Source organism: Hymenobacter telluris, from assembly GCF_017313265.1.
GTDB lineage: Bacteria > Bacteroidota > Bacteroidia > Cytophagales > Hymenobacteraceae > Hymenobacter > Hymenobacter telluris.
The window spans coordinates 85621-108996 of sequence record NZ_JAFLQZ010000008.1; the positions used below are offsets into that span (position 1 = coordinate 85621).

General features: G+C 56.4%; 17 protein-coding genes and 1 pseudogene. 13 read left to right on the forward strand and 5 right to left on the reverse strand.

Annotated elements, in window-relative coordinates:
• The first annotated feature begins 3 nt into the window (after positions 1–3).
• The 8 genes and pseudogenes from J0X19_RS13495 to acs all read left to right on the forward strand — a co-directional run.
• The gene (locus J0X19_RS13495) at positions 4–783 is read left to right on the forward strand and encodes a DUF2490 domain-containing protein (protein WP_206984897.1); all 780 of its coding nucleotides are present in this window, start codon (positions 4–6) and stop codon (positions 781–783) included.
• 109 nt (positions 784–892) lie between these two features.
• Positions 893–1315, forward strand: a complete 423-nt coding sequence (locus J0X19_RS13500; RefSeq protein ID WP_206984898.1) for an IS1/IS1595 family N-terminal zinc-binding domain-containing protein — start codon at positions 893–895, stop codon at positions 1313–1315.
• 140 nt (positions 1316–1455) lie between these two features.
• Complete coding sequence (locus J0X19_RS13505) at positions 1456–2982, forward strand: hypothetical protein (protein WP_206984899.1); 1527 nt, start codon at positions 1456–1458, stop codon at positions 2980–2982.
• 144 nt (positions 2983–3126) lie between these two features.
• The gene (locus tag J0X19_RS13510) at positions 3127–4647 is read left to right on the forward strand and encodes an MFS transporter (RefSeq protein ID WP_206984900.1); all 1521 of its coding nucleotides are present in this window, start codon (positions 3127–3129) and stop codon (positions 4645–4647) included.
• A 207-nt stretch (positions 4648–4854) separates the two neighbouring features.
• Positions 4855–5064, forward strand: a complete 210-nt coding sequence (locus J0X19_RS13515) for a hypothetical protein (RefSeq protein WP_206984901.1) — start codon at positions 4855–4857, stop codon at positions 5062–5064.
• Between the two features lie 126 nt (positions 5065–5190).
• Complete coding sequence (locus J0X19_RS13520) at positions 5191–7944, forward strand: sensor histidine kinase (RefSeq protein WP_206984902.1); 2754 nt, start codon at positions 5191–5193, stop codon at positions 7942–7944.
• Between the two features lie 150 nt (positions 7945–8094).
• On the forward strand, positions 8095–8514 hold the full coding sequence (locus J0X19_RS13525; protein ID WP_206984903.1) for a response regulator transcription factor: 420 nt from the start codon (positions 8095–8097) through the stop codon (positions 8512–8514).
• Positions 8515–8635: 121 nt separating this feature from the next.
• Positions 8636–10567 (forward strand): annotated as a pseudogene (gene acs / locus J0X19_RS13530) (acetate--CoA ligase); the annotation flags it as partial.
• A 183-nt stretch (positions 10568–10750) separates the two neighbouring features.
• Here acs and J0X19_RS13535 read toward each other — a convergent pair.
• On the reverse strand, positions 10751–11290 hold the full coding sequence (locus tag J0X19_RS13535; RefSeq protein ID WP_206984905.1) for a hypothetical protein: 540 nt from the start codon (positions 11288–11290) through the stop codon (positions 10751–10753).
• Between the two features lie 12 nt (positions 11291–11302).
• Positions 11303–12457 (reverse strand): zinc-dependent alcohol dehydrogenase, encoded by a 1155-nt coding sequence (locus tag J0X19_RS13540; RefSeq protein ID WP_206984906.1) that lies wholly within the window; start codon positions 12455–12457, stop codon positions 11303–11305.
• A 334-nt stretch (positions 12458–12791) separates the two neighbouring features.
• Between J0X19_RS13540 and cobC the strand changes: the two genes are divergently transcribed.
• Positions 12792–13370 carry an alpha-ribazole phosphatase family protein gene (gene cobC, locus J0X19_RS13545; protein ID WP_206984907.1) on the forward strand — a complete coding sequence of 193 codons (579 nt, stop codon included), beginning with the start codon at positions 12792–12794 and terminating at the stop codon, positions 13368–13370.
• 148 nt (positions 13371–13518) lie between these two features.
• On the opposite strand, the gene fahA is transcribed toward cobC, so the two are convergent.
• Positions 13519–14805 (reverse strand): fumarylacetoacetase, encoded by a 1287-nt coding sequence (gene fahA, locus J0X19_RS13550; protein ID WP_206985019.1) that lies wholly within the window; start codon positions 14803–14805, stop codon positions 13519–13521.
• Between the two features lie 289 nt (positions 14806–15094).
• Here fahA and J0X19_RS13555 point away from each other — a divergent pair, with 289 nt between their 5' ends.
• Positions 15095–16174, forward strand: a complete 1080-nt coding sequence (locus J0X19_RS13555) for a hypothetical protein (protein ID WP_206984908.1) — start codon at positions 15095–15097, stop codon at positions 16172–16174.
• A 218-nt stretch (positions 16175–16392) separates the two neighbouring features.
• Positions 16393–17571 (forward strand): hypothetical protein, encoded by a 1179-nt coding sequence (locus J0X19_RS13560; RefSeq protein ID WP_206984909.1) that lies wholly within the window; start codon positions 16393–16395, stop codon positions 17569–17571.
• A gap of 232 nt (positions 17572–17803) precedes the next feature.
• Here J0X19_RS13560 and J0X19_RS13565 read toward each other — a convergent pair whose 3' ends face one another.
• Entirely contained in the window at positions 17804–18139 is a 336-nt protein-coding gene (locus tag J0X19_RS13565; protein ID WP_206984910.1) for a NifU family protein, read from the reverse strand.
• A gap of 262 nt (positions 18140–18401) precedes the next feature.
• Positions 18402–19502: an Mrp/NBP35 family ATP-binding protein gene (locus tag J0X19_RS13570; protein ID WP_206984911.1), complete on the reverse strand. Its 1101-nt coding sequence runs from the start codon at positions 19500–19502 to the stop codon at positions 18402–18404.
• Between the two features lie 289 nt (positions 19503–19791).
• Here J0X19_RS13570 and J0X19_RS13575 point away from each other — a divergent pair, with 289 nt between their 5' ends.
• Positions 19792–21036, forward strand: coding sequence for a hypothetical protein (locus J0X19_RS13575; RefSeq protein WP_206984912.1), 1245 nt, complete (start codon positions 19792–19794; stop codon positions 21034–21036).
• 126 nt (positions 21037–21162) lie between these two features.
• Positions 21163–23229, forward strand: coding sequence for a DNA primase (dnaG, locus tag J0X19_RS13580; RefSeq protein ID WP_206984913.1), 2067 nt, complete (start codon positions 21163–21165; stop codon positions 23227–23229).
• Positions 23230–23376 lie beyond the last annotated feature (147 nt).

Sequence of the window (23376 nt, forward strand, 5' to 3'; positions counted from 1 at the left end):
TTCATGAGAAAAATATTGGTTGTAGTAGGAGTATTTGCACTGAGTAAGACCAGTTTCGGGCAGGCGCTGCCCCGCCTGCTCGACCATAACACGCTGGGGTGGGTGGTGTATTCCGGCGACTTGCAAGTGCGTGAAAAGTGGTTTTTGCACACCGAATATCAGTTGCGGCGGGTGCAGCTACTGGCCGTTCAGCAACAGCACCTGGCCCGGCTAGGCGTGGGGCACCAGCTCACCGACCGGGTTACGGTAAGCGGCGGCTACACTTACTTTCAAACCCACGAATACGGCCGCTACCCTACCGTGACGGGCCGGCCCCAGCCTGAGCACCGGCTGTATCAGGACGTGACCTTGACCGACGAGCTGGGCCGCCTGCAACTCGCCCAGCGCCTACGCCTGGAGCAGCGCTGGCTGGGTCAGCGGGCCGAGGAAGGTGCCGGCGCCGTGCAGGACTGGGACTATCAGCACCGCATCCGGTACCAGCTTAGCGGCAGCTTCCCGCTGCAAGGCCCCACCATCGACAACGGCGAATGGTACCTGAATGCCTTCGACGAGCTATTTATCAGCTTTGGCCGCAACGTAGGCAACAACGTGTTCAATCAGAACCGCATTTCGGGCGGCCTCGGCTACCGGTTCTCCGACCACGCAAAAGTCGAGTTGAATTACCTCAACCAAGTAACCCAGCACGCCGACCCCGACCCGGCTTCCGGCCGGCCTGTGTTTGAAATCAACAACGGCGTACGGCTGAACATCCTGTACGACCTGGATTTTACGGGTGGTGAATAAGATAATGCTATGCCGTTGCACAAACTATCTGCTGCTATTGATTTTTGCTAAAATACTATATCTTTACTAAATAGCTATAGGTGATAAGTAAGCGTTTACTCACTGTAATATGGAGCAGGTTGTTTGTCCGAAGTGCGAAACTAAAGATGCTACGAAGAGTGGGATAGTGGGGGGGCGGCAACGCTACAAATGCAAGAACTGCGGCTACCATTTTTCGGTGGCAAAAGTGGGCAAGGAAATCAATTCTTACTACGTTATAAAGGCATTACAGCTGTATGTAGAAGGCATAAGCTACCGCGAAATTGAGCGGCTGCTGGGCGTGAGCCACGTGAGCGTGATGAACTGGGTGAAGAAATATGGCATGAAAGCCCCTCGCCAAACCGAGTACCACCCGACCTATAAAATCCTTAATCAAAAGGAACTGGCCGAGTATTTTCAGAACCCCGAAAACCTGAAAGATGCGGGCCTGATGGTAACCGAACTAGGCGACAAGTACATGATGATACGGTGGGAGCGGTTTCGGCAGGGATAAACTATAGCAGTTAGCGGAAATATAGCCGGGGTGTGGGTTCTATAGGAAGGTTTTGCTACTTGGTTGCACTGAAAGGCTAGGCGGTTGTGCCGGCTCAGTGCCCCAACCCATTCCCACGCGTCAATTCCCCATCCCTGTTTATGCGAAACGCCCGTTACGCACTAACCTTTAGCGCGCTCCTAGCTGCCACTGGAGCTTCGGCACAGGTAGTAACTCCGCCTGCTGGCCAAGCCCCACCGCCTGCTGCTCCGGCTCCTCCGCCCGCTACACCGGCCCCCACCAAACCGGTGCCATACGGGCCCGGCATGAAAGTGAATATTTCGCCCGACGGCTCCAAGTATTTGCGGTTTCTGCTTTGGTCGCAGATATATACCCGCTACAACGAGAATAACACCGGTACTCTTCGGGCTCCCAATAAGCCCAAAGAAAGTCAGGTGGATTTTGGTATTCGCCGCTCCCGGATGGTGATTCTGGCGCAGCTTAATCCACGCTTTTTGGTGTATACACATTTGGGTATCAACAACCAAAATAACGTGAGTGGCGGACTAAATGCCGCTACCGACGGCAAAAAGCCGCAGCTGTTCATCCACGAAGCGGTAACAGAATATAAGGTCAATAAGTACCTCAACTTGGGTGCCGGCCTGCATTATTACAACGGCATCTCGCGCCTGAGCAGCGCCAGCACCACCAGCATGCTGGCCATGGACTTCCCGCTCACCAACTTCCCCACCATTGACGCGCTAGACCAATTTGCCCGCTGGATTGGCGTGTTTGCTAAAGGGCGCGTGGGCAAGTTCGACTACCGCGTGTCGATGAGCGACCCGTACCTAACCAACCTGCCCACCAACGCCAACTACGTGGTAGGCGGCGTACAAACCGGCAACCCGTTGGGCCTTGGCATTACGAGCAACGGCATCAACACCGGCACCAACGCCGCGCAATACAACCCGCAGAACACCAGCCACGTGTACCAGGGCTACTTTAGCTACAATTTTTGGGAGCCCGAAGCCAACCTGCTACCCTACTACCAGGGTACCTATCTGGGAACCAAAAAGGTGTTGAGCCTGGGTACTGGCTTTATGTTCAACAAAAACGGCATGTACTCGCGGCCAACCAGCAGCAGTGTGCCCCTGAGCAGCCTGACGCCCGGCTCCGACCTGTACGCCGCGGTGCCCACCCGGAAGCACGATATCAAGCTTTTCGGAGCCGATGTGTTCCTCGACATGCCGATTGATACGGCCTCACGCACGGCCCTGACGGTGTATGGCGTGTACTACAACTACAATTTTGGGCCGAACTACGTGCGCTACGTGGGAGCAGAAAACCCCGGTTACGGCACCCTGGCTACCCGCGGCAACGCTGTGCCGCAGTCGGGAACGGGCAATTCGCAGTATCTGAATGCCGGCTTCCTGCTGCCCCAGAACACGCTGGGTCCTAAGGCGCGGCTGCAACCTTACATTGCTTACCTGCACAGCAGCTACGAAGGCTTGCGCAAAAACAACGGCGAACGGGCCGGCGTGAACGTGTACGATGCCGGCGTGAATGTGCTGCTCGATGGCCACAACGCCAAAGTGACGCTCAACTACCGCGCCCGCCCCGATTTCACCGTCCCCGACGACGTGAAATACCGCCCCGAAATCACGCTGCAAACCCAGGTGTTCCTGTAAGCGGTGAGATGGTGAACTAGTGAAATGGTGAGTTTGATGTTCCAGCGGCGCAGGTAGCGCAAACAGCCCGTCAAACTCACCATTTCACCACCTCACCATTTCACTTTTCCCTCGTCTCATCTTCCAAAAACTCCCTTTATTCTCATGAACCAGCACCTACCCAACCGCGACGCCGGGGCCTACCCAGGAGCCGCGCCCCTGGCCGGCGCCACCGACGCCGTGGCCCACGACAACAACGCCACGCCCACCGACAAAATCTGGCAGGTGATTTCCGCCTCGTCGGTTGGGACGGTTATCGAGTGGTACGACTTCTACATCTTCGGGTCGTTGGCGGCCATTATCGGGCCGGTACTGTTTGGCACAACCGGTAAGATTGAGGATACGATTCTCGGGACGCTGGCCGTGTTTGGGGCGGGTTTCATTGTGCGGCCGTTTGGGGCGGTGTTCTTCGGCCGCATCGGCGACTTGGTGGGGCGCAAGTACACGTTCCTGCTCACGCTGCTGATTATGGGCGGCGCCACGTTCGTAACGGGTTTGATTCCGAGCTACGATAAGATTGGAGTAGCGGCGCCCATCATCGTTACGCTGCTGCGCCTGCTGCAAGGCTTGGCGCTGGGCGGCGAGTATGGCGGGGCTACCACCTACGTAGCCGAGCACTCACCTGATAATAAGCGCGGCTACTACACCTCGTTTATTCAGATTACGGCCACGGCGGGTCTGTTTATCAGCGTGCTGGTAATTATCGTTACCCGCAAAAGCCTGGGCGAAGAAGCCTTCAAAGAGTGGGGCTGGCGCATTCCGTTTCTGCTGTCGGGCGCGCTGGTCGTGGCTTCGTACTACATCCGCCGCAAGCTGCACGAGTCGCCGCTGTTTGCCAAGGCCAAAGCCGAGGGCAAAACCAGCACCAACCCGCTCCGTGAGTCGTTTGTGAATCCGGTAAACCGCCGGTTGGTGCTGATTTCGTTGTTTGGGGCCACTATGGGCCAGGGCGTGGTGTGGTACACCGGCCAATTCTACGCCTACTCCTTCATGCAGAACGCGCTGAAGCTCGACCTAGTAGATGCCAGCTTGGTGCTGTGCTTGGCGCTGCTGTTTGCCACGCCGTTCTTCGTGTACTTCGGTAGCCTTTCCGACCGGATTGGCCGCAAGAAAATCATCATGATGGGCTTGTTGTGCGGTGCATTGTTCACCATTCCTATCTTCTACGGCCTCAAGGCCTTTGCTGGCCCCCTCACCGAAGTAACCGCCGCTACCGTAGATGCTTCCGGCAAAGCCGTACCGGCCGTCATGAAAGCCCTGTCGCCGAGCCTGGTGCCCATGACGATTCTGGTATTCTGCCTGGTGTTGTTCGTGACGATGGCCTACGGCCCAATTGCCGCTTACCTAGTGGAGTTGTTCCCTACCAAAGTGCGCTACACGTCACTTTCCTTACCTTACCATATCGGCAACGGGGTGTTTGGGGGCTTTGTGCCGTTCATTGCTACGGCCCTCACGCTGCGCGCCGCCGCCCAGCCCGAAGGTACCCTGCTGAAAGAGTACAGCAGCTTTGCGGGCCTGCTCTACCCGGTTATCATTGCGCTAATTTGCTGGTTTATCGGCCAGGCCCTGATGAAGGACGTGCGCAATGTGCGCCTGATGGAGGACGGCTCCGGCGACACTCATTAAGAAGTTGCTGGCACCACAAGAAAGGCTCGCCCTCCGCTAACTTTTCTAGTTGCACCAACCAAGAAAAGTCCGTTGGGCCCCGGCTCGGCGGACTTTTTTCTTACGTGTTGCTTACTGGAAGTAGCTTGCTGCTACGTTCTGGCCAACTTCCTGCCAAGTAAACCTATTCCCTTCAACCACCCTCAAAATCCCCGCCCCATGCTACCCATGTCGCCCCAGGAACAAGCCGAGCAACGCCGTGGGCAACGGCTCTTGTTCGTGACCCTGCTGTTCGGAGTACTGTTGAATTTCCCACTGTTGGCCGTTTTCAACCACAACGGCAGGGTAGGGGGCATTCCGGTACTCTACCTCTACGTGCTGCTCACCTGGCTGGCCCTGGTGCTGCTTACCACCCGGCTAGTGCAGAAGAGTAGCTGATTGGTGAAATTGTGAGATTGTGAAATGGTGAGTTTTACGTTCCGTGGGCCCCATTTGCGCAGACTGCGTGGCTAAAACGTCAAACTCACCATTTCACAATTTTACCACCTCACAATTTCACATTTCATGTCCAAGCTGCTGGTTGTTTGCTTTTCGTTCGGCTACCTGGCGCTGCTCTTTTGGGTGGCGTATGCGGCGGAGCGCAGGGCAAACTCGGCGCAAAGCAGTCTGGTGAACAACCCCTACGTGTACGCCCTAAGCATGGCCGTGTACTGCACCGCCTGGACCTACTACGGCTCGGTGGGGCGGGCGGCGCACTTCGGGCTGGAGTTTGTGGGTATCTATCTGGGGCCTACCCTGATGGCGCCGGCCGCGTGGCTGGTGTTGCGCAAGCTGATTCGGGTGTGCCGGTTGCAGCGCCTCACCTCCATTGCCGATTTCATTTCGGCCCGCTACGGCAAAAGCGCCTCGCTGGGGGCCTTGGCTACGGTGGTGTGCGTGCTGGGCGTGGTGCCGTATATCTCGCTGCAAATCAAGGCTATTGCCGCCTCTTTCGACATCATGACCCGCGGCGCTACCGCCCTGGAACTACCTCTGGAAGGGGCGGCGGCTAGCACGGCCCTCTATACCACGGTGGCGCTGGCGTTTTTTACCATCATCTTCGGGGTGCGCTCCATTGAGGCCACCGAGCGGCACGAAGGCATGGTGCTGGCCGTGGCCCTGGAAAGCCTGGTGAAACTAGTAGCGTTCCTGGCCGCGGGCCTATTCGTGGCCTACGGGCTGTTCGACGGTATTGAGGACATCTTCACGCGGGCCGCGGCCGTGCCCGACCTGAGCCGGCTGTTTACGCTGGATGGGGCGGGCACGAGCAGCGAACAGTGGTTTACGCTGCTGCTGCTGAGCATGGCCGCCATTCTGCTGCTGCCGCGGCAGTTTCAGGTGTCGGTGGTGGAAAACGTGAACGAAGACCACCTGCGCAAAGCCATGTGGCTGTTCCCGCTCTACCTCATTGTCATCAACCTGTTTGTGCTGCCGCTGGCGTTTGGGGGGCGGCTCCTCACCGGGCCGGGCTTCGATGCCGATACGTTTGTGCTGGCCCTGCCTTTGCAGGCCGGGCATCCGTGGCTGGCGTTGTTTATCTACATCGGGGGGCTGTCGGCGGCTTCCTCCATGATTATCGTGGAAACCATTGCCCTGAGCGTGATGATGAGCAACCACCTGCTGATGCCCTTGCTGGTGCGCATGCCCACGGCCCGCGCCGAGGCCCCGAGCTGGTTTGCTTACCTGGGCCAGGTGGCGCTCAACAGCCGCCGGCTGGCCGTGGTGCTGGTGCTGCTGCTGGCTTACGGCTACTACACGGCGGTGGGGCATCTGCTGCCGCTGGTCAACATTGGGTTGGTGTCGTTTGCGGCGGTGGCGCAGTTTGTGCCGGTGGTGCTAGGCGGCTTGTACTGGCGCGGCGGCAACCGGCAGGGCGCTACAGCCGGTATTCTGGCGGGGTTCGTGGTGTGGCTGTTCACGCTGGTAGTGCCCACGATGGTCGGGCCCGGCATGCTCAGCATCACGCTGCTCTCTGATGGGCTGTTTGGTTTGCACGGGCTGCGGCCGTTTGCGCTGTTTGGGCTCGAAGGGCTCGATTACCTGTCGCACGGCTTGTTTTGGAGCTGGTTTTTCAACATTGGGTTCTACATAGGCGTTTCACTCTTGCGCGGCCCCTCGGCGCTGGAGCAGCGGCAGGCCGACAGCTTTGTGGGCGTATTTCACTACCGCAACGTGTTCGAGGGGCCGGCCGGCTGGCAAGGCGCCGCGCCGCTGCCCGACGTGCGCGAACTACTCACCGGCTTCCTCGGCAAAAAGCGGGCGGTGCAGGCCCTGCGGGCGTTTTCCGAGCGTTTTCCGGATGCCCACCCCGCCGACGACGTAACCCCGCCCCAGGCCGATCCGCGCCTGCTGGCCTACTCCGAGAAGCTACTGGCCGGCAGTATCGGGCCGGCGTCGGCGCGGCTGCTGCTGGCCTCGTCGGTGGGAGTGGAGGACATTAGCTTCGACAACGTGGTAGGCATTCTGCGCGAAAGTCAGCAACTGCTGGAGGCCAACCGCCAACTCCAGAAGCAACAGCGGCAGCTTCAGCGCCTCACCGACGAGCTGCGCGTCGCCTACGACCAGCTCCAAGCCCTTGACCACGACAAGGACGAGTTTCTGGTTACCGTCACGCATGAGTTGCGCACGCCCCTGACCAGCATTCGGGCGCTGTCCGAAATCCTGACCGACAACCCCGACCTGGAAGAAGAGGAGCGCCACCGGTTTCTGGTCACCATCACCCGCGAGTCGGAGCGCCTGAGCCGGCTGATTACGCTGGTGCTGGACCTGGAGAAGTACGAGTCGGGCAAGGCCACCCTCGACCGGAGCCCCCTCGACCCCGCAGAAGTTGTCAACGACGCCATTGAATCAGTGGGGCAGCTGCTGCGCGACAAGCAGATTCAGCTGGATGTGGACGTGCCGCCCGGCCTGCCGCTGCTTTCCGCCGACCGGGACCGGCTGATGCAGGTGCTGGTCAATCTGCTCAGCAACGCCATCAAGTCGTGCCGCGCCGATGGGAACGGCCGGATTCGGGTGGCGGCCGAAGTGCCCGAAGCTGCGGAAGGGCCAGCCACGCTGCGCTTGGTGGTGCAGGACAACGGCAAGGGCATCGAAGCGGCCTTCCATACGCTCATCTTCGACAAGTTTTTCCAAGCCAAAAACCAAACCATGCGCAAGCCTGAAGGCTCGGGGCTGGGCTTGGCCATCACCAAAAAAATAGTGGAGCTGCATGCCGGCCGCATCTGGGTGGAAAGCCAGCCCGAGCAGGGCGCCCGGTTCTCGGTGGAGCTACCTTTTTGAATTAAAAATTAAAAGTTAAAAATTAAAAATGAGTTGTTCGATCCTTCGTCGCAACGATATTTCCATCCATAGAATTTCGTGTGTTATAGCTGCTGTCCAAGCCAGTGGATCAATTTTTAATTTTTAATTATCAATTTTTAATTGACTCTCATGGCCCACATACTAATCGTTGATGATGAGCCCAACATTGTGATGTCGCTCGAATTTCTGATGCGCAAAAACGGCTACGCGGTAAGCATTGCCCGCAACGGCACCGAGGCCCTCGAAGCCGTGGACCGCGCCCCCGTAGATGTAGTGCTGCTCGATATTATGATGCCCGACGTAGACGGCTACCAGGTGTGCCGCTACATCCGCGCCCGCCCCGATAGGGCCAACACCCGCATCGTGTTTCTGTCGGCCAAAACCAAGGAGGCCGACATCCAGAAAGGCTACGAAGCCGGCGCCGACCTCTACATTCCCAAGCCATTCAGCACCCGCCAACTGATGACTAAAGTGCAGGAACTGCTCGTAAAACCGGCAAGCCCAGGACCTCACCCCCTAGCCTCCTCTCCAAAAGAGAGGGGGAACTAGACATAGATTCTAGCTCTAAAGAATTAGAAGCTAGTCCCCCCTCTCTTTTGGAGAGGGGGCTAGGGGGTGAGGTTCCCGCCAGAACAAACTCACCACTTCACCACTTCACCATTTCACCACGTACAAAATGCCCGACGCACCCACGAAACACGCCCGCATCCGCACCCTGGAGGACTACCACGACGCCTACCGCCGCAGCCTCGAAAACCCCGAGCAATTCTGGGCCGAGGTGGCCGAGCCGTTTACGTGGCGCCGCAAGTGGGACCGGGTGCTTGACTCCGACATGGCCGCCGGCAAAAACGAGTGGTTCGGGGGCGCCCGCCTCAACATCACCGAAAACTGCCTGGACCGCCACCTGGCCAACCGCGGCAACAAGCTGGCCATCATCTACGAGCCCAACGACCCCAAAACCCGCCATGTCCGCTTAACCTACCGCGAACTGCACCAGGAGGTTTGCAAGTTTGCCAACGTGCTGCACAACAACGGCGTGGAGAAAGGCGACCGGGTGTGCCTCTACATGCCCATGATTCCGCAGCTGGCCATTGCCGTGCTGGCCTGCGCCCGAATCGGTGCCATCCACTCCGTGATTTTCGCCGGCTTCTCCGCCAATGCCATTGCCGACCGGGTGAACGACGCGCAAGCCTCCGTGGTGCTTACGGCCGATGGCCTGAACCGCGGTGCCAAGCAGATTCCGGTGAAGCGCGTGGTAGACGAGGCCCTGGAAACCTGCCCTACCGTGCGCCGCGTAATCGTGGTGGAGCACCTGGGCTGGCCTGTGCACATGAAGGAAGGCCGCGACGTGTGGTACCACGAAGAAGCGGCCGACGTGGAAAAAACCTGCCCCGCCGAGGAAATGGACGCCGAAGATCCGCTCTTCATTCTCTACACCTCCGGCAGCACCGGCAAGCCTAAAGGCGTGGTACACAGCACCGCCGGCTACATGGTCTGGACCGACTACACGTTCCGCAACGTGTTCCAAATCGAGGAAAACGACGTGTACTGGTGCACCGCCGATATTGGGTGGGTAACGGGGCACACCTACTTGCTTTATGGCCCGTTGCTGGCCGGCGCTACTACGCTTATGTTCGAGGGCGTGCCCACGTTTCCGTCGCCGGGCCGTTTCTGGGAGGTGATTGACAAACACTCGGTAACGGTGTTCTACACTGCGCCCACGGCTATTCGCAGCCTCATGGCCTCGCCCCTCGACCACGTGTGGGCCTACTCCCTGGATTCGTTGCGGGTGCTGGGCTCGGTGGGGGAACCCATCAACGAGGAAGCCTGGCACTGGTACAACGACCACATCGGCAAGCGCCGCTGCCCCATTGTAGATACCTGGTGGCAAACCGAAACCGGCGGCGTGATGATTTCGGCCATGGCGGGCATCACGCCCTCCGTACCGGCGCGGGCCGGGCTGCCGATGCCGGGCGTGCAGCCCGTGCTGCTCAACCAGGACGGCTCCGAAATCGAGGGCAACGGGCAGGAGGGCTACTTGGCCATCAAGCACAGCTGGCCCGGCATCATCCGGACCACCTACGGCGACCATGAACGCGCCCGCCAAACCTATTTCGCGCCGTACCCAGGCTACTACTTCACCGGCGACGGGGCCCGCCGCGACGAGCAGGGGCTTTACCGCATTATCGGCCGCGTTGATGATGTAATCAACGTGAGCGGGCACCGCTTCGGCACGGCTGAAATCGAAAACGCCATCAACGAAAACGACTACGTGGTGGAAAGCGCGGTAGTCGGCTACCCGCACGACGTGAAAGGGCAGGGTATTTACGCCTACGTCATCCTCAAAAACGGCGTGCCCGAGCAGGAGCCCGAGCGCCAGCGGATAGAGGCCAGCATCATCGAAACCATTGTGGCCGAAATCGGGCGCATTGCCAAACCCGACAAGATTCAGCTGGTATCGGGCTTGCCGAAAACCCGTTCCGGCAAAATCATGCGCCGTATCCTGCGCAAAGTAGCCGAAGGCGACACCGCCAACCTCGGCGACACCACCACGCTCCTCGACCCACAGGTAGTGGATGAAATCATCAGCGGCAAGAAGTAGCCTGAAAACTTAGCGAACAACAAAAACGCCGGCCCTTTCTAGGGTCGGCGTTTTTGTTGTTACTAGTAATATCATCTACAAACCAGACCGTCATGCTGAGCTTGCCGAAGCATCTCTACCGCATCATTCGGCGGTGTTCGGTAGAGATGCTTCGGCAAGCTCAGCATGACGGTGTAGGTGTAGCTAACTTTTGTACTTATACTTTGGCTTGTAGGTCTTGTTTTTCTTCGAGCCAGAAGTCAACAAAACAGTGGTGCCGACGGCTATAGCAGTCAGCACAGAAAGCTTGAGAATCAGACTGCCGCGCTTGTATTTCCAGTCCATGTTGTAGCCTTTCTCGGCCCAGATGTTCGGGAATTTGCCGTGGGCGAGGTCTTCCACCAAGCCTTCTACCATGTTCACCCGGTCGGCTACAATCAGGGGTAGCCAGTGCCGGTAGCGGTTTTCGCTGTAATTGAAGGCAAAGCGCCGGATCATGCCGCTCAGCCCTTTTGGGGGCTCTGGCGTACCGTATACTGCCGACACGTTGGGCCGCTCGATGGAGCGTAGCACTTCGGTGTCTTGGGGCTGAAGCGAGTCGGGACGGTGCTTGCTGTCGGGGTCTTGGGTGGCGTTCATGCGCGCGCGCATGGGGTAGGTCGGGTCATTTTTGGGGTCGGCGTCCACGCCCCAGCCTTTGATCTGCCGCGGGTCGATGGGCGTGTTTATTTGCGGATTTTTCATGGAGCAGGTGGCTTAGAGAGAGACGGTAGGGGGGAGCAGCACGGTTTTGATGCAGTTATCCATCTTGCCGGAGAACATGCGGTAGCCGTCGGCCACTTCTTCCAGCGGCAAGCGGTGCGTGATGAGGCCTTTGGGGTTGAGCGTGCCGTTCTGCACGTGCTCAATCAGCCGCGGCAGCAGCCGCTTCACCGACGTCTGGTTGCCGCGCATCGTCAGGCCTTTGTTCATCAGGTTGCCGATGGGCACCAAATTGTCGGTCGGGCCATATACGCCTACCACCGATACCACGCCGCCTTTCTTCACCGAATTGATAGCCCAGTGCATGGCCGTAGCCGAACCCGCCTGCAACAGTAATTTGCGACCCGTAATGGTTTGCAGCGCATTGCCTTGGGCTTCAGCACCAACCGCGTCAATCACGCAGTCGGCTCCCAGCCAGTCGGTAATTTTCTTGATGAATACCACCGGGTCGCCGATTTCGCGGAAGTTGTAGGCTTCGCAGTACGAGTAGTTGCGCGCAAACTCCAGGCGGTAGTCTTCCTGGTCGATGATGATGACGCGGCCCGCGCCAAACAGCCAGGCGCAACGCGCGGCCATGATACCGATGGGGCCGGCGCCGAATACCACTACCGTATCATCAGTCTGGATGCCAGCCATTTCGGCGGCCTGATAACCGGTTGGTACCACGTCGGTGAGCAGTACGGCATCATCGAGGTCCATGCCTTCGGGAATGATGGTCGGGCCAACGTTGGCGTAGGGTACGCGCACGTACTCGGCCTGGCCACCATCAAAACCACCCGCGGTGTGCGAGTAGCCGAAAATAGCACCTACTGCCGTGGCTTCGGTGTTGGACTCGTGGCAGTTGCCGAACATGCCTTGGCGGCAGAAATGGCACTCGCCGCAGGCTACGTTGAAGGGTACGATTACTCGGTCACCGGTTTTTACTTTTGTAACGTCGGCGCCGATTTCCACAATTTCACCTACAAACTCGTGGCCGAAGGTGGAGCCCACGCGGGTGTCGGGTACGTTGCCGTTGTAAAGGTGCAGGTCGGAGCCGCAGATGCAGGCGCGCAGTACCTTCACAATAGCATCCTGTGGATGCTTGATTTCCGGCATGGGTTTTTGCACGGCACGGACCCGACGCGGGCCCCGGTATTCCATTGCTAACATAGCGCGTTTGGTTGAGGTAGGATGAGACGATTGAGCGGACTTAGCAGCAAATCCGTGGTGGATTATTGGCTATGATCAGCCAGCATACTGGCGTTGGATTCCGACTCCCGGTGTACTACCCTCACCCGTTTATGTTGCCGCAGAAGCTGCAAATCCGTGTTTGTTGCGCAGGATTATGCGGGTAATACGTAGGTGGCGCAATAAATTCTCAACAGGGCAAATGCAATGGCCATTAGCACCCTTACTGGGGCCGAAATGGTACTTGTACACCAATTAAACGAGGGTTCCTCAACAAGCTGCGGGTCTAGTAGTTAAGGTATCGTTTCCGAGCTTTATGAACATTTATCTGGTTCGTCACACCCAAGTAGCCACTGCTGCCGGCATTTGCTACGGCCGCTCCGATGTGCCCGTTGCCGCCACCTACCCCGCCGACGAAGCCGCCGTACGTGCCCGCCTGGCGCCGGTGCTGGCTGCCGGCCCGGTAATGGCCTACGCCAGCCCGCTTAGCCGCTGCCGCCAGCTGGCTGAGGCCTTGGTACCCGAACAACTGGTGTTCGACGACCGGCTGATGGAGTACGACTTCGGGCGCTGGGAACTACAACCCTGGGACGCGTTGCCAGCCACGGAACTCGACCCCTGGATGGCCGACTTCGTGCAGGTACCGGCCCCCGGCGGTGAAACCTTCCAAGCCCTACAAGACCGCGCCACCGAGTTTCTGACCGAAGCCCTGGCCGCCGCCGATCCCAACGCTACTATTGTAATCGTGAGCCATTCGGCCTTGATCCGCAGCCTCCTGTGTTACTGCTTGGACTTGCCGCTCTCCCGCGCCTTCCGCCTCGACATCGACTACGGCTCCATCAGCAAAGTGCGCCACCGCCACGGCCAGTTCAACGTGGCCTACACGAATGGTTGATTATAAGCAGTAGCGCGAAGCCTTTGCTTCGCGTATCGTTGAACGACCTGCATGCGGCGCGGCCGTCAGCAACGATACGCGAAGCAAAGGCTTCGCGCTACTGCCTGCGTAGTAATTGCGTGAAATAAGCGCCATTGAATTACTGGCGTTACAAACTATTCGCCGGTAGCACTGTACCCGTCACTTCCCCAAACCCAATGCGCAGGCCGTCCCGCTCGCAGTAACCGCGCATCGTCACGGTGTCGCCGTCGAGCAGGAATTTGCGCTCCGAGCCGTCGGCCAGGGGCACGGGGCGTGTGCCTTTCCAGGCCAGTTCCAGCATCGAGCCGAGCGAGTCGGGGGTGGCGCCGCTGATGGTGCCCGAGGCGTACACGTCGCCGACTTCCAGGTTGCAGCCGTTGCTGCTTTGGTGGGTGAGCTGTTGGGCCATGCTCCAGTACATCAGCCCGAAGTTGGAGCGCGACACCACGGTTTCCTCGCCGTTTTCGGGTTGAATGGCTACTTCCAGCTTAATGTCGAAGTTGTGTGGGTTCGATTGGGCCAAGTAGGGCAGCGGCTCGGGCTCCTGCCCCGGCCCGGCCACCCGGAACGGCTCCAGCGCATCCAGCGTCACCACCCACGGCGACACGCTGCTGCCGAAGCTCTTGCCCAGAAACGGCCCCAGCGGCACGTATTCCCAGCTTTGAATGTCGCGGGCGCTCCAGTCGTTGAACAGCATCAGCCCGAAAATGTGGTCCTCAGCCTCGGTCAGCGGCACGGTTGCCCCTAATTCGGTGCCTTTGCCCACCACAAACGCCATTTCCAGCTCGAAATCCAGCTGCTGCGACGGTCCGAAGGTAGGCGCGGCGACATCCGGCGCCTTGCGTTGCCCATTCGGCCGCCGGATATTGGTGCCCGACACCACAATGCTACTGGCCCGGCCGTGGTAGCCGATGGGGATGTGGCGCCAGTTGGGCAGCAGGGCGTTGGCCGGGTCGCGGAACATCATGCCCACGTTGGTGGCGTGCTCGATGCTGCTGTAGAAATCGGTGTAGTTCTGGGGCTTGATGGGGCGCAGCATCCGGGCCTCGCTCTGCCGCACCAGGCACTCGCGCATCACCTCCAGGCTGCTCGATAGGGCCGGGTTGTCGTGGCGCAGCAGCTCCGATACGCGCTGACGCACGGCCCGCCACGCCGGCCGGCCCAGGGCAATGAACTGGTTGAGCGAGCGGCGCCGAAACACCTTGGGCATCTTCGGCCCCAAATCCAGGTCGGAGAAGAAGCCGAACTGCGCCACGGCGTACAAATCCAGCACGTACTCGCCGATGGCCACGCCCAGGTGCGGCCCCCGCTCATCGGTTTCAAACACCCCAAACGGCAGGTTCTGGATGGGAAAGTCGCTGGTCGGCGGAATATCAATCCAGGAGCGGAGTGCCGGGTCGTTTAGGTTGGCCATGTTTTGGGTGGTTGCGGATAGAAGCGGCAAAGGTAGAGCCACCCGCCAAATGACGTGCAAACTGAACAGAAGGTTAGGCGGATTCGGTGGAAGCGGCTATCTTGAGCGTTTCCTGCTGCTTACCGCTATAGCTTCGGGAGTGGCAATAGCGTCAATCATGCTACCGTTGGTATGATTGACGCTACTCAGCATACCTTTAATAGCGTCTAACAGAATGTTAGCGGTAATTTAAAAGACCCAATTCAAAAAATATATCAATTCAATTTTAAACACAATAAATCAAAAAACTATGGGAGGAGAAACAGTAAATTTAAGAGCAGAATCCGATTGGCACAAATCACTTGGTGATGCCGAACAAGAATGTGATGACCGATTAGACGAAATGGAAGACGAAGCAATAGACGAAGCAGAATCGGAAGGCGGAGAATATGTTGGCGGGACTACATCAGGTTATGACATTGAACACGATAGTGATACGGATGAATTCAAGTGCTCAGCTGAACGAACATTAAATTTTATCTATCCAGATGACACAAAGAAAGATAAAGCGATTCACGAAACAATTAAAGAGGTTTCTTATGATGAGTATTTGAAGCTAAAAGCTGAAGATTCAGAGCCTGTTGTTGATGTTACCGGAGAACTTAGAAAATTAATTGCACCTCTAGTACCCAAAACAAAAGAACATACCTATTATAGAAGAGTGTCAATGCCAGGACCTTTCGGAGGTGGACATATGCGAATTCCTATGAAAGTTCAACTTCCTCTGTCAAGCATAAGCTTTACCAACTTAACAGTTATTTCTTCTAACTTAGAATTAGATGACTTGGCTTATACTGTCAACATCCCTTTAAATGAGACAGTATTACATATTCCATATAGAAATTGTACCCCCTTGCAGCAATCCATAAAAAGAGATGTAGAATTCAAAGTGACAAAAGGATGGAAAATAGAGTTTTCAAAAAGAATAACTTCGTCAACCTCAATTGGAGGTAAATTAAAATTTGGCAAAGTTGGTGAGGCAAGCGTTGAACATAAATTAACGACTGAAATTACGAACTCCAAATCAATAAGTGAAGTGAAGGAAGAGCGAACTGTCACTACTTTTCAGTACAATATTGCAGCAAATAAAATTGTTGATGTTAAGCTCACTATTCAAAGTTTTGAGGCGATACGTAATTTTAAAGGCCCAATTACTTTAGAAGGAACTGTGATAATCACGTATGGTAAAGGTGAGGAAAAGGCAACAAAAAAGCTAACAGACCTACTTAACGAAACACAACGAACAATTGATATTAGTGGTTACTACGCTAATATCGATTGGCAAGAAATGGAGAATATTTTAAATTCAACAGATTGCCCCAATCTCTAGGTAAGAAAAATTTGTACTCAATTGAATAATGATTTATAAATAGAAATTTGCGAACAGATAAACTGCCGCTAACAAGGTATTGCCAAAAGCGGGGCTGAAAGGCTTCGATTGAGCATTTGTGTAGGGTTCAACTTTCGTTCTTCGATTGAACTTTTGTGCTAAAAATCCCCGCCTTCGGCAATACCCGAACCGTTAGCGGTAAGCCATCATATCATACCATGTGCGACAAATTAGACACATATGAAGCCATAAAAATTTTCACAGACATAGCTGCACCAACAATTACCATTTTTGCAGCTCTCTTAGGTCTTTTCACAAAAACACGTGATGAAGAAACATTAGTAGTAAATGGACAGCAAGTAAAAAGAGAGTTTTTCACTAAATGGACATGGTGGGCATTGGGTGGAATTATGACAGGGGGTGTCATAAGTATCTGGGCTGTTTTGAATGATAAGAAAATTTCAGAGATTGAATACTGTATTAAATCGCAGCAAGACAGTTTATATAATGCAAAGGTTGACAGCGTTAATCGACAGCTAAAAGTATCACGAGATACTTTGGCAGCTATCTTGGAAACATCAGCAAAAACTATCGAAAAATTAAACTTGTCTTATGAAAAGCAGTTGCTGGGTTTGGATAAGCAAAATACTTTGCTTGTTCAAACGGAAAACCTCTTGCATCCTTTTAGCCCAGCAAAGTCCCTCTTTCGTATTCATGTTGAAATAAACGATAGTTTACAATCTGAATTAAACACTGCATTTAGAAACCTTTACAGAAACGGCGTAAGACGACCATCGTTCGTTAATTATGACGGTATCAAGGTGCACGTTGGTTTTCATTCAATACAAGATACTACACAAAACTCAAGAGAATATGTCAGCTTTGAAGAAAAGATTAAGTCGCTTTTGCCTGAGCCATCGTTATCGTTTTATTCAGTAAAAGCCTCCAAAAAAAAGCTAATAGACGATAAGTATGAAGTTTTTAAAATTGATGGAACATTTCCGACCGTTATTAATAAGAAGGTGTTTACCGGCTCCTTAAGCTATTTGTTAGAATATGAATATTATCCTTCGTATAATTTGATAAAGTGTAGGTACGTAATTGAGCCTCAAACCCCGATTTCTATTGGAAAGGACTTAAAGAGCTTATATGCAATTAAGGATGGAAGTTTAATGATAGAATTCAATAACAAATTTGTTCAAGGTGTTGAGAGTAACTTGCGATACCTAATACTTCAATGCGGAGAACCTGCCGAAAATTATATGGCTAGTTTTGGTAATAATGACATGATTAAGAAACAGCAGGGATATCTGACACAAAAAACTTACTATAAACCAATCCTGGGTTTAATAAATGGAACAAATTTTTCGGAATTCGATTTATTAACAGGAAACTGATACACAAAACATACAGCCTACCGCTAACAGTGTGTTTATAAACTTGTGGCGGGACGTCAAGCATTCGACTATAAATCACTATTTTGCTTTTGTGGTTAATTGAAACTGACGAATTTCAATTGCCACAACTTCATAAATACTTCAACGTTAGTCTTCTTGTCCCAAAACCAAAGCGCCCCGCTTCCACCGAAAACCGGTAGAAGCGGGGCGCTTTGTATGTGACTAGGCTAACTTAGAACTGTGGGGTAGGTACCGGGGCTGGCGAAACGGGATGGCCCGTCTGCCCGGCCGGCTGCTCCGACATCGGGGTGATGTTGATGGCTTCTACAGACCGGATTTCGGGCACGGCCTTCTTGACCGATTCTTCCACGCCGGCTTTCAGCGTCATCGGCGACATAGGGCAGGTGCCACAGGCCCCGAGCAACTCCAGGCGCAGCACCATGTCGTCGGTGATTTCCAGTACCCGTACGTTGCCACCGTCAGCCGCCAGATACGGGCGGATGCTGTCTAGCGCCAATTCGATACGCGAAAGGAGGGGATGGTCTGCTACGGCAACGGAATGCGTCATATACTATAGAGTGAACGACTGGCCGGCTTCAACGGCGGCCAGCCGGTGGGGTATTGGCAAAGGTAAGGCTTCTGGCGGGTATACGGTAAACCAAGTTTGCGTTGGCAAAGTTGCGTGTAAGACGCCAAACCGTCCGTCATGCTGAGCTTGTCGAAGCATCTCGCTAGTGTAGTAAACCCGAAATACTTCGGCAACCTCAGCACGCGAGATGCTTCGACAAGCTCAGCATGACGGACAGTCTGATACCTTTAATGAACAACAGCTACGAGTTCATTTCCACAATATTAGTTTTGGGCGCCACGGCGTTGCGGATGGATACCTGCCGGGCTAGCTCCTCGGCTAGCTGCTCGAACAACGCGGCGGCGGGAGTGCCCGCTTGCAGAATGGCCGGGGTGCCCGAGTCGCCGTTTTCGCGGATGCCTTGCACCAGCGGAATCTGGCCCAGCAGCGGCACCTGGTGCTTTTCGGCCAGCCCGATGCCTCCCCCTTCCCCGAAGATGAAATACTTGTTGTCGGGCAGCTCGGCGGGCGTAAACCAAGCCATGTTCTCTACCACGCCCAGCACCGGTACGTTGATTTGCGGCAGCTTGAACATCTGCAAGCCCTTCTCGGCATCAGCCAGGGCCACGCGTTGCGGCGTCGTCACGATAACCGAGCCGGTAACGGGCACGGTTTGCACCATGGTTAGGTGAATGTCGGAGGTGCCGGGCGGCATGTCGAGCAGCAGGTAGTCCAACTCGCCCCAGTCCACTTCGGTGATAAACTGCTTAAGGGCCGACGACGCCATCGGGCCGCGCCACACAATGGCCGATTCGGCGGGCGCCAGGAAGCCGATGCTCATGATTTTGACGCCGTGCGCAATTACCGGCTCAATCAGGTTTTTGCCTTCGGGGGTTTGATAGACGTGCGGACGGGCGTCCATCACCCCGAACATCAGCGGCATGCTGGGGCCGGAAATATCGGCATCCACGAGGCCTACTTTAGCGCCGGTTTTGGCCAGCGCAATGGCCAGGTTGGCCGTGACGGTGCTTTTGCCCACGCCACCCTTGCCCGAAGCAATGGCAATGATGTTGCGCACGCCGGGCAGAATGTCGCGGTTCTGGCGCATGGTGGTCACGCGCGAGGTCATCTTGATTTGCACGTCGGCGTCTTTGTCCACCATGGTATGGATGGCGCGGACGCAGGCGTTGTGAATCAGCTCTTTCAGCGGGCAGGCGGGCGTGGTGAGGACCACCGTAAACGACACCGTTTTGTCGTTGATTTGCACGTCCTCAATCATGTTGAGCGTGACGAGGTCCTGGCCCAAATCGGGCTCTTCCACGTAGCTCAGGGCCTTGAGAACGTCTTCTTGGGTAATTGCCATATTATTGGAGAGTCGAAAAATGCGAAGCGAAGCGCAAAGATAACCCGGAAACCGGGGTGGAAGTTGCGGCATTAGGCGCCCGGGCGAAACCTCACCCTAACCCCTCGCCAAAAGAGAGGGACTCTAGCCGTAGACTTCTAAAACTAACAAGCTAGAACTAGAGCCCCTCTCTTTTGGCGAGGGGTTGGGGTGAGGCCCCACACCAGATCGGCCAACTTTAGGGCGAACTGGCCAAGGCCGTTATATTGCGCCTGGTCTACCTGTTCCGCTTTATTTACTCTCCATGCTTATGTCTTTTAGTCGCGCCGCCGTGGCTTGCCTAGTGGCGCTGACCACCCTAGCTGAAGCGGCTCAGGCTCAGGCCCAGACGCCTGCCGACACCACTTTCCAGCGGCTGATGCGGAAAAACCAGTTCAGTTTCACCCAAACCGGCACCCAATGCAGCGGCCCCGGTTGGGATAAGTTGCAGCAGGACATTCAGAAAAGCGCCTTGGTGCTGGTGGGTGAAGACCACGGCATGGCTCAGATTCCGGCTTTCACCCAGGCCGTAGCGCAGGTATTGAAGCCAAAGCTGTACGTAGCGGAAATCGACAAGTACCAGGCCCAGGACCTGACCCGCCTGACCGCCCAGCCGGGGTTGCCTACTGCGTATTTGCAGCAGTTTCCCATGAGCTTGTCGTTCTACAGCTGGGCAGAAGAGTTCGAGCTGGCGCGGGCCTTGCGGGCCCAAAATACCAAGCTGCTAGGGATTGATCAGCTGGGATTTGCCGCCACCGCCCGCACCCTCACCCTGATGGCCGACCAAGTAAAAAGCAAAGCCACCAGCACCTTCCTGCGCCAGCAAGCTACTGCCATTCAGGCCCACGACCGGGCCGCCCTGATAGCCGCCGACTACGGCAACGTCACCATCAACGGCATGCGTGCCACGCTGCTGGATAGTTTGCGCAAGATGACCAGCACCGAGCCGCTGGTCGTGCGCCAGATGTTGCAGGATTTGGAAGCCAGCGTGAACATCTTCCGGACTAATGCCGCCGGCAAGCCCGGCGGCCACCAGACGCGCATCAACCTGATGAAGCGTAACCTGCTGGCCGAGTTGCAGCCCTACCAGCCAGCCGGGCAGCCGTTGCCACCCATGCTCTTCAAGTTTGGGGCCTACCACCTGGGCCGGGGCCGCAGCATCTGGGGCGACATCCACGACGTGGGTAACCTGGCCGTGAACCTGGCCGACGCCCATGACCAGAAAACCCTGCATATCTTCGTAATAGGTAAGCAGGGCCAGAAAGTAACCGGCCAGAACCCCGTGGACTTCAGCAAAAACGCATCCGCCTATTCCATGGCCGACGAGCCTATGCTCAAGCCCTTCATGGCCGCTACGCCCGCCGGTACTGCCTGGCAGGTGTTTGATGTGCGCCCCCTGCGCCGCGCCATGCTCTACAAAAACATGCCCGTCGCCGACCAGGAATTGCAAGCCACCATCCTGGGCTACGACTACGTCATCATCATCCCCGAAACCACCGCCAGCCGGAATTATTAAGCTGTATGATATAAAAAGGAACGTCATGCTGAGCGCAGCCTAAGCATGACGTTCTGTTTTGTTAAGACGGGGCTCAGACGATTACGCAGAAACTTCGCGTAACTCCTCTCTACCTTTGCGGGCAGTATGGCGCGCATTCCCAAAGAACTAGTTGATCAGATAATTCACCACGCCGATATTGTGGAGGTGGTGGGCGACTTCGTGAGCTTGAAGCGCAAAGGCCAGAATATGTGGGCCTGCTGCCCGTTTCACCACGAAAAGTCGCCGAGCTTTTCGGTGGCGCCGGCCAAGGGGCTCTACAAGTGCTTCGGCTGCGGCAAGGCCGGCGGGGTGGTGCAGTTCATCATGGACATTGAGGGCACCAGCTACGTGGAGGCCCTGAAGTACCTGGCCAAGAAGTACGGCATCGAGGTTCAAGAAGAAGAAAAAACGCCCGAGCAGCAGCTGGCTCAAAACGAAAAGGACTCGCAGTTCATCGTGTCGAACTGGGCCAAGGACCGCTACCACCAGCTGCTGCAAAAAAACGAGGAGGGCCAGAGCATCGGCTGGAGCTACCTGCGCCAGCGCGGCCTCAACCAAACCACCATTGCCACCTTCGAGCTGGGCTACTCCCTGGACCAATGGGACGACCTGCTAAAAGCGGCCACCGCCGCGGGCTTCGAGTTAAAGTACCTGGAAAAAACCGGCCTGGTGGTGCGCCGCGAAGACGACAACGGCCAGGACACCGGCCGCCGCTACGACCGTTTCCGCGGCCGGGTAATGTTCCCGATTCACAACATTTCGGGCCGCGTGATTGGGTTCGGGGCGCGCACGCTCAAGCCCCACGACAAGACCGCCAAGTACCTGAACTCGCCGGAGTCGGAGATTTACCATAAATCCGATGTGCTCTACGGGCTCTACCAGGCCCGGCAGGCCATCCGGACCGAGGAGCAGTGCTATTTGGTGGAAGGCTACCTCGACGTGCTGAGCTTGCACCAGGGCGGCATTAAGAACGTGGTGGCCTCGTCGGGCACCTCGCTCACCGACGGCCAAATCCGCCTGATCAAGCGCTACACCGACAACGTAACCGTGCTCTACGACGGCGACGCGGCCGGCATTCGGGCCTCCTTGCGCGGGATTGACATGCTGCTGGAAGGCGGCCTGAACGTGCGCGTGGTGCTGTTCCCCGACGGCGACGACCCCGACAGCTACATCCGCAAAGTCGGCGACCAGAAGTTCAAGGAGCACCTCGAACAGGCCAGCCACGACTTCATCCAGTTCAAAACCGACCTGGTGAGCCGGGAGGCGGCGCAGGACCCGGTGAAGAAGGCCGAAGCCATCCGGGAGGTGCTGCAAAGCATTGCCAAAGTGCCCGACCCCATCAAGCGGCAGGTGTTTTTGCAGCAGACTTCGCAAACCTTCGGCATTGATGAGCAGGTACTTATCACCGAGTACAACAAGATTGCCCGCCAAACCGCCAAGTCGCCGGCCAGCCTGCCCGGCCTGGATGTGCAGAAGCCCCGCTCGAGCAGCACCCCAGCCCGAGCCAATAACCAACAGCCAGCAACCAACAACCAGCTCAGCCCCGAGGAAGAAGCCGAAGCGCTGATGTACGGCGCTTCGCCGGAAGATTTGATGGGCGGCGGTGGCGACCTGCAAACCCTCACCCGCGAGGATCTGGAGCCCATACCCGATGTGCAGGAGCAGTGCGAGCGGGAAATAATACGGCTGCTGCTGCTGTACTCGGCTCAGCCGCTGGCCCCAGACGTGAGCGTGGCCCAGTACATCTTCGGGCAGCTCGACGAAACACCCTTCAAAACCGGCGTGTACGGTGACTTGCTGCACCTGTGCCGCGAGGAGCTGACCCAGGGCCGCTGGCCGGAAATCCGTATCCTGATCCAGCACAGCCGTTCCGATATTCGGGCCTTGGTGGCCGAGCTGGCTACCGAGCGGTACGAGCTCAGCCCTAACTGGACCACCCACCAGATACACGTGCCCCGCGAGTTGGATTTGCTGCAAATTGCCTGCGACAACGCCATTCTGCGCCTCAACAAAGTGAACGTGGAGCGCGCCCTGGCCGAACACATGGACGCCCTGCGGCACCCCATGGACGAAGCTACCCTCGACGGCCACCTGCAAACCATCCGCGCCCTCAAGCAGATGGATAACCAGCTGGCGGGCATGCTGGGCACCGTGCTTTCGCGCGGGGCTTAAGTCAATTAAAAAGTATAAAGTAAAATTACGCGGGCAGACATGGGGTAACATGCTGGCATATTGCCCTGATTTTTATACCATATCCTCTTCAAGAGAGTAAATCCGTCTAGCACCTTCCACATGGCTATGATTAACGTTTTCATGGTA

Coding starts and splice junctions, on each gene's coding strand:
- J0X19_RS13520 (WP_206984902.1), top strand. CDS start 5,191: ATGTCCAAGCTGCTGGTTGTTTGCTTTTCGTTCGGCTACCTGGCGCTG.
- cobC (WP_206984907.1), top strand. CDS start 12,792: ATGAACATTTATCTGGTTCGTCACACCCAAGTAGCCACTGCTGCCGGC.
- J0X19_RS13570 (WP_206984911.1), bottom strand. CDS start 19,502: ATGGCAATTACCCAAGAAGACGTTCTCAAGGCCCTGAGCTACGTGGAA.
- J0X19_RS13540 (WP_206984906.1), bottom strand. CDS start 12,457: ATGTTAGCAATGGAATACCGGGGCCCGCGTCGGGTCCGTGCCGTGCAA.
- fahA (WP_206985019.1), bottom strand. CDS start 14,805: ATGGCCAACCTAAACGACCCGGCACTCCGCTCCTGGATTGATATTCCG.
- J0X19_RS13525 (WP_206984903.1), top strand. CDS start 8,095: ATGGCCCACATACTAATCGTTGATGATGAGCCCAACATTGTGATGTCG.
- J0X19_RS13515 (WP_206984901.1), top strand. CDS start 4,855: ATGTCGCCCCAGGAACAAGCCGAGCAACGCCGTGGGCAACGGCTCTTG.
- J0X19_RS13575 (WP_206984912.1), top strand. CDS start 19,792: ATGTCTTTTAGTCGCGCCGCCGTGGCTTGCCTAGTGGCGCTGACCACC.
- J0X19_RS13495 (WP_206984897.1), top strand. CDS start 4: ATGAGAAAAATATTGGTTGTAGTAGGAGTATTTGCACTGAGTAAGACC.
- J0X19_RS13535 (WP_206984905.1), bottom strand. CDS start 11,290: ATGAAAAATCCGCAAATAAACACGCCCATCGACCCGCGGCAGATCAAA.
- J0X19_RS13505 (WP_206984899.1), top strand. CDS start 1,456: ATGCGAAACGCCCGTTACGCACTAACCTTTAGCGCGCTCCTAGCTGCC.
- J0X19_RS13500 (WP_206984898.1), top strand. CDS start 893: ATGGAGCAGGTTGTTTGTCCGAAGTGCGAAACTAAAGATGCTACGAAG.
- J0X19_RS13565 (WP_206984910.1), bottom strand. CDS start 18,139: ATGACGCATTCCGTTGCCGTAGCAGACCATCCCCTCCTTTCGCGTATC.
- J0X19_RS13510 (WP_206984900.1), top strand. CDS start 3,127: ATGAACCAGCACCTACCCAACCGCGACGCCGGGGCCTACCCAGGAGCC.
- J0X19_RS13560 (WP_206984909.1), top strand. CDS start 16,393: ATGTGCGACAAATTAGACACATATGAAGCCATAAAAATTTTCACAGAC.
- J0X19_RS13555 (WP_206984908.1), top strand. CDS start 15,095: ATGGGAGGAGAAACAGTAAATTTAAGAGCAGAATCCGATTGGCACAAA.
- dnaG (WP_206984913.1), top strand. CDS start 21,163: ATGGCGCGCATTCCCAAAGAACTAGTTGATCAGATAATTCACCACGCC.